This is a genomic window from Natronorubrum daqingense (genome assembly GCF_001971705.1).
In the GTDB taxonomy this organism is placed as follows: Archaea; Halobacteriota; Halobacteria; order Halobacteriales; family Natrialbaceae; genus Natronorubrum; species Natronorubrum daqingense.
In genome coordinates this window covers 2,451,938-2,464,504 of record NZ_CP019327.1, presented here as the reverse complement: position 1 = coordinate 2,464,504, position 12,567 = coordinate 2,451,938, and the positions used below count along the sequence as shown (strand labels likewise).

General features: G+C 66.1%; 12 protein-coding genes. 11 read left to right on the top strand and 1 reads right to left on the bottom strand.

Features of this window, described 5'->3' with window-relative positions; genetic code table 11:
* Window positions 1–143: 143 nt before the first annotated feature.
* From BB347_RS11960 to BB347_RS11940, 5 genes are all read left to right on the top strand, one after another.
* Window positions 144–2,204, top strand: a complete 2,061-nt coding sequence (locus tag BB347_RS11960) for a hydantoinase/oxoprolinase family protein (RefSeq protein ID WP_076584319.1) — start codon at window positions 144–146, stop codon at window positions 2,202–2,204.
* Entirely contained in the window at window positions 2,201–3,892 is a 1,692-nt protein-coding gene (locus BB347_RS11955) for a hydantoinase B/oxoprolinase family protein (RefSeq protein ID WP_076584317.1), read from the top strand. Before BB347_RS11960 ends, BB347_RS11955 begins: the two co-directional genes overlap by 4 nt.
* Window positions 3,893–4,208: 316 nt before the next feature.
* Window positions 4,209–4,466 (top strand): hypothetical protein, encoded by a 258-nt coding sequence (locus BB347_RS11950; protein WP_076584316.1) that lies wholly within the window; start codon window positions 4,209–4,211, stop codon window positions 4,464–4,466.
* A gap of 132 nt (window positions 4,467–4,598) precedes the next feature.
* Entirely contained in the window at window positions 4,599–5,369 is a 771-nt protein-coding gene (locus BB347_RS11945; RefSeq protein WP_076584314.1) for a coenzyme F420-0:L-glutamate ligase, read from the top strand.
* Window positions 5,366–6,481: a 5,10-methylenetetrahydromethanopterin reductase gene (locus BB347_RS11940; RefSeq protein ID WP_083687834.1), complete on the top strand. Its 1,116-nt coding sequence runs from the start codon at window positions 5,366–5,368 to the stop codon at window positions 6,479–6,481. The genes BB347_RS11945 and BB347_RS11940 overlap by 4 nt, the downstream gene beginning before the upstream one ends.
* A gap of 30 nt (window positions 6,482–6,511) precedes the next feature.
* On the opposite strand, the gene BB347_RS11935 is transcribed toward BB347_RS11940, so the two are convergent.
* On the bottom strand, window positions 6,512–6,712 hold the full coding sequence (locus BB347_RS11935; protein WP_076584313.1) for a hypothetical protein: 201 nt from the start codon (window positions 6,710–6,712) through the stop codon (window positions 6,512–6,514).
* A gap of 122 nt (window positions 6,713–6,834) precedes the next feature.
* On the opposite strand from BB347_RS11935, the gene BB347_RS11930 reads away from it, so the two are divergent.
* The 6 genes from BB347_RS11930 to yciH all read left to right on the top strand — a co-directional run bounded on the left by BB347_RS11930 (window position 6,835) and on the right by yciH (window position 12,445).
* The gene (locus BB347_RS11930) at window positions 6,835–7,143 is read left to right on the top strand and encodes a DUF7573 domain-containing protein (RefSeq protein ID WP_076584311.1); all 309 of its coding nucleotides are present in this window, start codon (window positions 6,835–6,837) and stop codon (window positions 7,141–7,143) included.
* 96 nt (window positions 7,144–7,239) lie between these two features.
* Entirely contained in the window at window positions 7,240–7,434 is a 195-nt protein-coding gene (locus BB347_RS11925) for a cold-shock protein (RefSeq protein ID WP_076584309.1), read from the top strand.
* Window positions 7,435–7,626: 192 nt separating this feature from the next.
* Entirely contained in the window at window positions 7,627–8,601 is a 975-nt protein-coding gene (locus tag BB347_RS11920) for an AAA family ATPase (RefSeq protein ID WP_076584308.1), read from the top strand.
* 2 nt (window positions 8,602–8,603) lie between these two features.
* Window positions 8,604–9,716, top strand: a complete 1,113-nt coding sequence (locus BB347_RS11915; RefSeq protein ID WP_076584306.1) for a DUF58 domain-containing protein — start codon at window positions 8,604–8,606, stop codon at window positions 9,714–9,716.
* A complete protein-coding gene (locus BB347_RS11910; RefSeq protein WP_076584304.1) occupies window positions 9,713–12,055 on the top strand; it encodes a transglutaminase TgpA family protein in 2,343 nt (780 codons plus the stop codon). Before BB347_RS11915 ends, BB347_RS11910 begins: the two co-directional genes overlap by 4 nt.
* 96 nt (window positions 12,056–12,151) lie before the next feature.
* A complete protein-coding gene (gene yciH / locus BB347_RS11905; RefSeq protein ID WP_004217450.1) occupies window positions 12,152–12,445 on the top strand; it encodes a stress response translation initiation inhibitor YciH in 294 nt (97 codons plus the stop codon).
* Window positions 12,446–12,567: the final 122 nt, after the last annotated feature.

Genomic DNA, 12,567 nt, shown 5'->3' with positions numbered 1-12,567 from the left:
CCACTTCCGGCCCGACCGCGAGTCGTCCTGCGGTCGCGCCGGTGCATCGGTACAGCAATCCGTCTCAGCGAACGTGACTGGAACTCTCGGTCGCGAGCAGTGGACGAACTATAAATCGTCGACAACACAATCCGAGAATATCGATGGGAACTCCCGAACGAACGGCTACTGAGTCCGGAACGGACGCTCGGATCGGCGTCGACGTCGGCGGCACCTTCACCGATGTCGCACTCACCGTCGACGACCGCCTCGTCACCGCGAAGGTGCCGACGACCGATCCCCAACAACTCGGCGTGCTCGAGGGGATCCGAAAGGCCTGCGAGCGAGCGAGCGTCGATCCCAGCGAGATCGACGCGTTCGCCCACGCGATGACCGTCTCGGTCAACGCCCTCCTCGAGCGCGGCGGCGCGGCGACCGCGCTCGTCACGACCGAGGGGTTTCGGGACATCCTCGAGATCGGCCGTCAGAACCGTCCGGATTTGTACGATCTCGAGGCTGAGAAGCCGGACCCCCTCGTTCCGCGTCAGCGGCGGTACGAGGTCGCGGAGCGGACGACGACCGAGGGCGTCGAGCAACCGGTCGATCCCGACGAAATTCAAGATCTCGCGGCGATCCTGCGGGAGTCGGACGTCGAAGCCGTCGCCGTCTGTCTGCTCCACGCCTACGCCGACTCGGAGAACGAGCGACTCGTCACCGAGGTCCTGCGCGAGGAACTCGCGATCCCGGTCTCGGCCTCCCACGAGGTACTCGCGGAGTTCCGCGAGTTCGAACGGACGTCGACGACGACCGTCGACGCCTACGTTCGGCCGGCGATCGACCGCTACGTCGGTCGGCTGGTCGAGGAGAGCGAGAACGCCGGAATCCCGGCACCACGGATCATGCAGGCCAACGGCGGCATCGCCGATCCCGAAACCGTTCGAGAGCACGCGGTGACGACGACGCTTTCGGGTCCCGCCGCAGGTGTCGTCGGTGCCGCGGCGACCGTCGACGACAACGACGTCGAGGGACTGGTCACCTTCGACATGGGCGGCACCTCGAGCGACGTGAGCCTCGTTCGGGACGGACAAGCCGAGCGGACGACCGACGCCGAGATCGCCGGGCTCCCGATCCGAACGCCGATGGTCGACGTGAACACCGTCGGTGCAGGTGGTGGCTCGATCGCATGGGTCGATTCCGGCGGCGCGCTGCGCGTCGGCCCGCGCTCGGCGGGCGCAGAACCCGGCCCCGCCTGCTACGGCCGCGGCGGGACCGAGCCGACGGTCACTGACGCCACCGTCGTCCTCGGCTACATCGGCCCCGAGACTGCACTCGGCGGCGAGATGACCCTCGACGTCGAGGCCGCTCACGACGCTCTCGAGCGACTCGCAGACGAAGCGGGTCTCGAGAGCGCGCTCGAGGCCGCACGGGGCGTCTACCGCGTCGCGAACGCGACGATGACGCGGACGATCCGCGCGGTGACGGTCGAACGAGGCCACGACCCCCGCGAGTTCGCCGTCGTCGCCTTCGGCGGCGCGGGACCGATGCACGCCGTCGCGCTGGCCGACTCGCTCGAGGTCGATCGGGTCGTCGTCCCGCGACCGAGTGGCGTCCTCTCCGCGTTCGGCCTCCTCGCGGCCGACGAGAGCTACGACGCCGTTCGGACGGTGGGCGTCGGCCTAAATCGGGCGGAGCCGGCCGACCTCGAGTCCGTCTACGACGACCTCGTCGCGGACGTGCTTGCGGATGCGTCCGATCGGGACGCCGCGGAGGTCGAACGCGCCGCCGACTGTCGCTACGCGGGACAGAGCTTCGAGTTGACCGTTCCCGTCGACGAGTCGTTCGAGGCGGCGACGGTCGCGGAGCGCTTCCACGAAGCCCACGAGCAAGCCTACGGCTACGCGATGGACGAATCGCTCGAGGTCGTCACCCTCCGCGCGACCGCGACGGTTCCGGGAACGGAACCGACCGTCCGCCACGAGGGGACGGGAGACGCCCGTCTCGGCTCGCGGGACGCACACTTCCCCGGAACCGGCGTCGAACCCCGAGAGACGACTGTCTACGACCGAGATCGGCTCGCGTCCGGCGCATCGATTTCGGGCCCGGCGATCCTCGAGCAGGCCGAGAGCACGACCGTCGTCCCGCCGAACTGGGGCGGCGAGATCCTCGCGGACGGCACGCTGGTGATGACTCGAGCGGCGGACGAAACGGAGGTGAGCGAGCGATGACGAGAGACACGACCGACGCCGAAAGCGATTCCGACGACGGTATCGATCCGGTGACCCTCGAGGTGCTGCGCAACCAACTCGAGAGCGTCGCCGAGGAGATGGGCCAGACGCTGATCCGCGGGGCCTACTCGCCGAACATCAAGGAGCGCCGGGACTGCTCGACGGCCCTGTTCGACGCCGAGGGGCGGATGATCGCCCAGGCCGAACACATTCCGGTCCACCTGGGCGCGATGCCCGCGGCCGTCGACGCGGTGCTCGAGTACGACCCGAAACCGGGCGACGTCTTCGTGCTCAACGATCCGTTCACGGGCGGGACGCACCTGCCGGACGTGACGATGGTGTCGCCGATCGCCCCCGAGGGGAACGGGGACCGAGAGGAGGCCATCGAGGAACCCGAAATCGTCGGCTTCGCCGTCTCACGCGCCCACCACGCCGACGTCGGCGGGATGACCCCCGGCAGCATGCCCGCCGGGGCACAGGAGATCTACCAGGAAGGCCTGCGGCTCCCGCCGACCCGGCTCGTCGAGGGCGGCGAGCGCCGCGAGGAGGTGCAGTCGCTGATCCTCGCGAACGTCCGCAATCCGACCGAGCGACGGGCCGACCTCCGGGCGCAACTGGCGGCGAACGAACGCGCCGAAACGCGGCTCGCGGCGCTCTTCGACGAGCACGGACGGGATACGGTTGTGTCGGGGTTCGACGCCGTCATCGACTACTCGCGCGAGCGGATCGCCGAGGAAATCAGGGCCCTCCCCGACGGCACCTACGAGGCGACCGACCTCCTCGAGGGTGACGGCATCACCGACGAAGATATCGAAATCCGCGTCTCCGTGACGGTCGACGGCGACGTGATCGACGTTGACTTTTCGGGAACCGCGGGGCAACTCGAGGGCAACCTCAACGCCCCCATCGCGGTCGCGAAGAGCGCGGTTTACTTCGTCGTGCGCTGTCTCACCGATCCCGAGATCCCGCCGAATCACGGCTGCTACGAGCCCGTGAGCGTCCACGCACCCGAGGGCTCGCTGTTGAATCCGAACTCTCCCGCTGCCGTGGTCGGCGGCAACGTCGAGACCAGCCAGCGCGTCACGGACGTCGTCTTCACCGCGCTCGCTGGGGCCGCACCCGAGCGCGTGCCCGCCCAGGGACAGGGGACGATGAACAACCTGACCATCGGTGCGCGCGACGGCTCGTTCACCTACTACGAGACCATCGGCGGCGGCTTCGGCGCTCGAGCGGGCCGCGACGGGATGGACGGCGTGCAAGTGGGGATGACGAACACGTTGAACACGCCCATCGAATCCCTCGAGACCGAGTACCCGCTCCGGGTCGAACGCTACGCGTTGCGTCCGGATAGCGGCGGGGAGGGGCGATTCCGGGGCGGACTGGGACTCGAGCGCACCGTCACCGTCGAGGCGGACGCGACGGTGTCGCTGCTGACCGAACGCCGTCGCCACGCGCCGAAGGGCGTCGCCGGCGGGCGGAACGGCGACACCGGCGAGAACCTGATCGACGGCGAGTCGGTGCCCGCGAAGACGACCGTCGACGTCGCCGCCGGGACGAGGGTGTCCGTCAGGACGCCCGGCGGGGGCGGACACGGCGAGCCGGACGAACGTGATGAAGCAGCGCTCGAGGCCGACCGCTCGGCCGGCAAACGAACCGACTCGAACGAGAACGCGGAGAGGAGTGGCTGATCGATGAACACCGACTCCTCCGCCTGCACCACCGACAGCCTGCTTCACTGACCCGGGTTCGACGTCGAACTCGAGGACCTGCGAGTCGACAGCGAACGGCCGGTCGAAACGTGCCGAAATTCCCCATCCTCGGCTAACGCGGTGGTAAATACCGATTTTACGTCTCGCCGTCTCGCTCGTTTCCCGCGCCAGACGGCGGGATCCTCGAGCAGCGTTCCGTCCGTTAGGGCGGAGTATCCTGCTCGGGCGGAGTATCGTCTCTCGAGTGGAATTCATAATTCCCAGCTCAGTTATACCAGAACCATCAATTGATTGTATGAAAGCGTTCGAACCGGAACCAACTCATTCACCTGCGGAGATTGCAAACTGGGTCTTCACTCGGTCGCTGCTGATTCTCGTTTTCACCTTCTTCGGAGCGATATACGCTGTCGACTTGTTTGCGCCGCTCGGTACCGTCGCTGTCAGTGTCGTCGGAATCCTCGGACTGTGGTTCTCGTATCAGGTGCTGTTTCGTGGAATCGAGGCCTATCTCGAGGGGAGAGCGGCCGGACTCGAGGTCGAATCAGCTTCCTGAGTGGCGGCTGTTTCGGGGTCTCGACTGCCGGTCGACAGCCACACCGCTCGTTCGATAGTCCCAGACACTGCCGACACTGGCTCGATTATCCGGTGACGGTGCGTTTTTGGCGACGCTAGCCCTCTCACCGGTATGGAATGTACCCCAGTGATGGATCTGCCCGAGGTCCGTCCCGGTGACGATATCGCCGAACTCGTCGCGGATCGGGCGAGCCTCGAGCCCGGCGACGTGCTCACCGTCGCGAGCACGATCGTCTCGAAAGCCGAGGGGCGAACGGCGGACTTCGCGGACTACCCCGTCAGCGGCCGGGCGCGCGAGATCGCCAAGCGACTCGAGGCGGTGACGGGCGAAGAGAAAGACCCACGATTCGCACAGGCGATCCTCGACGAGAGTTCGGAGGTGCTGATCGAGGCACCGTTCTTGTTGACTGAGACCCGATTCGGACACATCTGCCCGAACGCAGGGATCGACCAGTCGAACGTGCCGGATCACGACCTCCTCTTGTTACCGAAGAAACCGAGCGAGAGCGCCGAGCGAATTCGATCGGGCCTCGAGAAACGCGGACTCGAGGACGTCGCCGTGATCGTCACCGACACGTGCGGTCGCCCGTTCCGACACGGCCAGCGCGGCGTCGCGATCGGGTGGGCCGGCATGCCCGCGAGTCGAGACTGGCGCGGCGAACTCGACCGCGACGGCCACGAACTCGGCGTGACGGTCCAGTCCGTCGTCGACGAACTCGCCTCGGCCGCGAATCTCGTGACCGGCGAGGGAGCCGACGGCACGCCCGTCGTCGTCGTCCGCGACTGGGAGTTCGGCGACCTCGAGGGCAGCGACGAACTGTTCAGAGCGGTCGAAGACGACCTCGTTCGGGACGCGCTCCGAAACTGGAGGTTCGACGAATGACAGCTGAGACACCGACTGAAACGCGGGCGACGGACGACGCGAACGACACCAACAACGTGAACGACACGAACGATACCGACGACACGACGGACGCAACGGACGCGAACGACGCAAACGATGTGACGTGGGGGATCGAACTTACGCCGGAGCATCCGCCAGAAAAGGTCGCCTCGCTGGCTTCTCTCGCCGAGGACGAGGGCTTCGACGTGGCCCTGGCGAGCAGTCACTACTTCAATCGCGACCCGTTCGTGACGCTCTCGCAGATGGCCGCGGCGACCGACGACATTCGACTCGGGCCGGGCGTCGTCAACCCCTACGAAACGCATCCGGTGAAACTCGCCGCCCAGACGGCAACGATCGACGAGATCAGCGACGGACGGGCCGTCTTCGGCGTCGGGGCCGGCGACCGCTCCACGCTGGCGAATCTCGGCATCGAGCGGGAAAAGCCGCTTCGGCGGGTCCTCGAGACGTTCACACTCGCAGCGGACCTCTGGGACGGCGAGACGGTGACGCGCGAGGGCGTCGTAACGGCCAGAGACGCCTCGTTAAACCTCGATCCCCCCTCTGAGAAGATTCCGACCTACGTCGGCGCGCAGGGCCCGCACATGCTTCGGATGAGCGCGAAACACGCGGACGGCGTGTTGATCAACGCCGCCCATCCGCGAGATCTCGAGTGGGCAGCGGGCCAACTCGAGCAGGGTCTGGACGAGCGACCGGACGAGTACGGCCCCTTCGAGTCGCTCGCGTTCGCCAGCGTCAGCGTCGCCGGCGACGAAGACGCGGCGCGGGAGGCCGCACGGCCGCCAGTCGCGTTCATCGTCGGCGGGGCGGCCGAACCAGTTCTCGAGCGCCACGGCATCGATCGCGAGGCGGCAGGAGCAGTGAGCGACGCCTTAGAGCGGGGCGAACTGACCGAAGCGTTCGGTCGCGTCACGCCCGCGATGATCGACGCGTTCTGCATCGCCGGGACGACCGACACCGTCGCAGACAGATTCGAGGCCGCCCTCGAGCACGTCGACGGCATCGTCGTCGGCTCGCCGCTGGGGCCGGACCTCGAGGACGCAATCGAGCGTGCGAGCGAGGCGCTGTCCATCGCGACGGCGGACAGATAACGCTGAACGGGCGTCGAAGCCGAAACCCGATTAACTCGAGGACGACGAGAAGAGGCTGCCGATCGCGCCGAGCGTGAGGATGCCGAAGACACCGAGCGAGAAGACGATCATGAGCGTCCCAACCAGGACGAGCAGCGGAGCGATTCCCTCGCCCATCGCGACGTCGGCGAAGTATTCGTTCATCTCGACGATGTTGTCGACGATCACGTTCATCGGTGTCACAGTATCCATACGGAGGGGTTGTCACCGATCATACTTGGCGGTGCCGGTCCGTAGTCGGGTTTCGACGAATCGGCGGGGCGGGCGAGCTATCGGGCACAGAACCTAAGCCTGTCGTCTCCGTACGTCAGGCCGTGACCGACGACGCGACGCTTTCGGATTTCAGTTCGCCCGGTTCCGACGCCGGCACCGAGGCCGACGAGTCTGACACGAGCGGCGAGTCCGACGAATCCAGCGAATCCAGCAAGGCACCTACTCGAGCAGATGAGCAAACCGACGACGAACTCGAGCGCGATACCATCGAAGAACCACAGCATACCGTCGAAGCGCCACGGACGACGTTCGCCTGGGGGTCGTACACCTGTGGCCACTGTGAGGCGGCGACGGAACGGGCCTGGCGCGTCGACGGCGAGTTCGTCTGTCCGGCTTGTAAGCCCTGGTAATCGTCGGACGGAAAGACGTTCTCCCGGCTCATCTCGGACGTGGACGGTGGCTACCCCCGAAAACTTATATTTCCTTCGCGAGTACATCCACGTGCAATGGCGCAAGGTACGGTCGACTTCTTCAACGACACCGGCGGCTACGGATTCATCGAAACTGACGACGCAGACGAGGACGTGTTCTTCCACATGGAAGACATCGGCGGTCCTGACCTCGAAGAGGGCCAGGAACTCGAGTTCGAAATCGTCGAGGCCGAGAAAGGCCCGCGAGCGACGAACGTCGAACGTCTGTAAGACGAGACTCGGTAGTGGTATCGTTCTCTGAGTGTCAGGTGCCTAGCACCGCAACCACATTTTCACGCGCTCACGAACGGTAGACCCGTCTCCGCCGAGAGACGAGTAACCCGACGCAAAGCATATGTCCCGGAACCCCAAATGACGTATTGATGAGAGGAGAGAGGGCCCCCGTTTCTGTCTGCGCCACCGATGACTGACGCCAGCCCGCCACCACAGATCGAACAATCGACGAGTACCGAGACGCTCGAGGTCGAGGCAGTCGCCGAGCTCTGTGCGGACATCGAGTCGAACGTCGGCGACGTGATCGTCGGCCACGAAGCGGCAATCGAACACGTCGTGACGACGATGCTCGCACGCGGACACGTCCTGCTGGACGACGTGCCCGGCGTCGGCAAAACGATGCTCGCCCGTTCGATCGCGACCTCCGTCGACTGTACGTTCCGCCGGGTTCAGTTCACGCCCGACCTCCTTCCCGCCGACGTGACCGGCGTCAACGTCTTCAATCAGAAGACCCGAGAGTTCGAGTTCCAGCCCGGTCCCGTCTTCGGAAATATCGTCCTCGGCGACGAGATCAACCGCGCCCCGCCGAAGACCCAATCCGCGCTGCTCGAGGCCATGGAAGAGGTTCAGGTCACCGTCGACGGCGAGACGCGCGACCTGCCCGATCCGTTCACCGTCATCGCGACCCAGAACGCCGTCGAGCCGAATCGCACGTACGACCTGCCGTTCGCCGAAGTCGATCGGTTCACGAAGAAACTCCGATTGGGCTACCCCGACCCCGAGGCGGAAACCGAACTGCTCGGCCGCACGGTCGGCAACCACCCCATCGACGACCTCGAGGCGGTGACCGACCTCGAGACGCTCGTCGCCGCTCGCGCGACCGTCGCGCGGACGCGCGTCGAGGAGCCCGTTCGAGCGTACGCGACGCGACTGGCGAACTACACCCGCGAACACGCACACATCGGCGTCAGTCCGCGCGCCACGATCTCACTCCTCCGCGCCGGACAGGCTCGAGCCGCCGTGAACGGCCGGGATTACGTCGTTCCGGACGACCTCCAGTACGAAGCGCCGGTCGTCCTCCCGCATCGAATCAAAACGAACGGGCGTGACCGCGACGGCGAGTCTGTCGTCGACGCGGCACTCGAGGACGTTCCGGTCGAGTGACAATGCGACCGACGATCCGCGCCTGGAGCGCACTCGCCGTCCTCGTCGTCGCGTTCGGTCTGTCCTGGCGCTACGGCCCGCGAGCCCTGAACGCGATCGTCACACCGCTACTCGTCGTTTTCGCGATCGCCGCAGTGACCGTCGTGCGGACCTCGCCGCCCGAAGTCACCCGCGCACCGATTTCCAACGGATTCGTTGACGACGAGCGGACCGTCGAGATCGAACTCGAGACCGAGCGGGCCGTCTCGGCGACCGTCCGCGACGTACTCGGCGAACGAGTCGTCGCCACCGACGGTGTCGAGACCGGTTCGCTCGAGGTCGACCTCGAGGACGACACCCCCGTTGCGGCGACGACGACGCTCGAAGGCACCGACCGATTTTGCTACGAGGTCCGATTCACGGATCGAGGGGAAGCCACGCTCGGCCCGCTCGAGGTGGTCGTCACCGACGTCTTCGGCCTGTTCAGACAGCGGTTCACGGTCGGCGAGACGGGGAAGACGCTCGTCTATCCCCGCGTCCACGACCTTCGCCGTGGAACCGGCGACGCGCTCGCGGGGGTCGTCGAGCGCGAGTACACCGACCGAACGGAGTTCGACCACCTCCGAGAGTACCAACGCGGCGATTCGCTCCGGGACGTCCACTGGAAATCCGCCGCGAAACGTCCCGGCGACGACCTCGTCGTCACGGAGTACGCTACGGGTGAGGCGAACGGGGCGATCACCATCGCCGCGGAGTGTGAGCCCGGTTCCGACGACACGCTCGCGACGGCGCTCGCGAGCCTCGCGATGCACGTCATCGAGGAGGACAGTCGCGTCGGGGTTACGGTTCCAGACGGCTCGTACGAACCGGGGTCGAGCGCGTCTCATCAACGCGAGTTGCTGACGGCGTTCGCCCTCCTCGAGCCGGGATCGATCGACGACGACCATCGACGTGAAGCCGACGTCCGGATTCGCTCGGGCAGCGACGGCACGGTCGTCGCCACCGACGACCGAACGATCCAGTTCGTGGACCTCATCGGTGGTAACCGCGGAGGCGACACCGGAGACCACCCAGTGAACGAGCGAGTCGACATCGGCGTCGGCACCGACGACGGTCGTTCGGAGGGGACGTCATGAGCACGGATTCGCGCTCGCACGCGGGCAACCGGACGCTCGGATTCGACGCGACCGGCGCGTTCGGGCCCGGGACGTTCCGGCTGCTCGCGCTGGGATGCGTGCTGGTGTTGACGGCGTCGTACGTGAGCGTCCTCCGGGACGTGACACTGGTCGTCGGCGGCACGCGATCGCTCGACCTCCTCGTCGGAGCCGTCCTCGTCGGCGCGACGGTACTCGCGTGGACGATCCGCCCGCGAACGGCCGTCGTCGGCGCGCTCGTCGCCGGCGCGCTCGGCTTCGCGTACTACCTCGAGGTCAGCGGTGTCGGCGTCGCCGTCGTGTTCTCGGCACAGGATGCGATCGTCGCGGATACGATCGCACTCGCCACCGGATTGCCGTTGCTCCGAATGGTCGAGGCGGGCGTCTGGACGCTCGCGTTCGCCCCCGCTCCGATCTTCCTCTCGTGGTATCTCGCCGTGCGCGGGCGCTATGGACTCGCCGTGCTCCCCGGGGGCTTCGCGCTCTTCTTCCTCGTGCTCACCGGCGACGCGGGAACGGTCGTCACCGCTCTCGGCACGAGCGGCGCACTCGGCGCACTCGCCTTCGGCGAACTCGAGCGCCGCGATGGTTCGATCGCCCAGGCCGACCTGCTGGCGATCAGTTTTGCGCTCATCATGGTCCTCTCGCTGTCGGTTTCGTTCGTCCCCGGCGGCCCGAGCGGCCCGGCTCACCCCGGAAGCGGCGAGGACGGCTCGCTCGAGGGAACGATCGACTACTCCTCCGATCGCTCCGGAATCAGCGGCGCAGTCGACCTCTCGCCGGAGGTCCGCTTCACCGTCGAATCCGAGGAATCAGCCTACTGGCGAACCGGCGTCTACGATCGCTTCACGGGCGACGAGTGGGTCAGAACCGGCGAGAGCAGCGAGTACAACGACGACGTGCTCGAGGACCCACCCGGCGAGTACGACGAGGTCGAGCAGGTCGTCACCGCCGAGACGGACCTCGGCGTCATGCCGGCCGCAGGCCAACCGCTCTCCCTCGACGGCGACCTCACAGATCACGCGGAAGTCAGTTCACACGGGCACGTGCAACCGACCTCGGGCGTCCTCGAGGGCGATAGCTACGCCGTCGAGAGCGCCATCGTCGATCCGGACTCGAGTGAACTCGAGAACGCGGGAACCGACTACCCCGACGAAATCGCCGAAAGCGACTACGTCCAGACGCCCGAAGGCACCTCGAGCGAATTTGAAGATCGGGCAGCCGAACTCACCGAAGACGCCGATACTCCCTACGAGAAGGCGGTCGCCATCGAGGAGTACCTGCGAACCTCGAAGGAGTACTCCCTCGACGTCGACCAGCCCAGCGGTAACGTCGCCGAAGCGTTCCTCTTCGAGATGAACGAAGGCTACTGCGTCTACTTCGCCACGACGATGACCCAACTGCTGCGCGCCGAAGACGTGCCGACGCGCTACGTCACCGGCTACACGAGCGGGCAGGAAGTCGACGACGACGAACACGTCGTCCGCGGCACGGACGCACACGCCTGGGTCGAGGTCTACTTCCCGGATCACGGCTGGGTCGCCTTCGAGCCGACGCCGCCGGCAGACCGTGCGGACGAACACACTGACAGCGTCGAACAGGCCCGCTCCGACGGCGCCAGCGGCGTCGACACCGACTCGAGCGAGGACGAACCGATCACCGACGATGACGAGGAGTCGGGCGACGACTCGAGCGAGCCAGATCACGGTGACGACGACGGCAGCGACGACGGAGACGATTGGAACGAGACCGATCCCGGATCCGACGACGATCCAGCGGCCAACGAAACCGACCCCGACGAGAACGGGTCCGACTCGGATCAGACCGACGACGACACCATCTCCGAACCGAGCGAGGAGGGCGACTCGAGCGACGGCGATGACGAGAGCATTCTTCAGACCGTCGTCTCGCTGCTCGCCGTCTCTCGAGAGACGGCCGCAGTTGCACTCGTCGCGCTCGTCGGCGTGCTCGCGAGTGCGTACCGAGTCGACGCGAGGGCGCGTCTCGGCCGGACGCTCGGCCTCTACTGGCAGCGACGGCGAGGCGACCCCGACCGAGATGCCGAACGAGCGTTCCGCCGCCTCGAAGAACTCCTCGCACGCGAATACCGCCCACGGAAGCCGTCGGAGTCTGCCCGAACGTACATCCGATCCCTCGAGTCCCCCGGCACGACTTCCAATCAGACGCTCGATTCGCGATGTGAGATCGTCCTCGAGCGATACGAACGGGCAGTGTACGGCGGCGGAGTCAGTCGGACCGAAGCCGACGAGGCGATCGAAACCGTCGACGAACTGGCTCGCGAACGCCTTCCGGGCAGATAACGCCCGGGAAAACGGGGTGGACGCTCAAAAAGAACCACGCGAGGGCATGTGGGTCCCGATAGTGTTTAATATGGCCGTTTCGTATCATGGAACGTAATGTCGGAAGTCTGCTCGACGTGCGGGCTGCCCGAGGAACTCTGCGTCTGTGAGGACGTAGCCAAGGGACAACAGCAACTCAACATCCGCATTGACGAGCGCAGATACGGTAAAGAGGTAACGATCGTCGAAGGATTCGATCCGAAGGACGTCGACTTAGACAGTCTCTCGTCGGACCTCAAGTCCAAATTCGCTTGTGGTGGGACTGTCGAGGACGGCCAGATCGAACTCCAGGGTAATCACACCGGCCGCATCGAGGAGTTCCTTCGGGACCGCGGCTTTAACGTCGCTTGATACCCGCGATGATCTGAGACGACTTCCGAACCACGGCCGTCTCCGTATCGCTTCCAAACAATTTTCGATTTTCCACACCCGCGAGCGACGCCGCTAGCACTTCGACACGCCACACAGGTTCT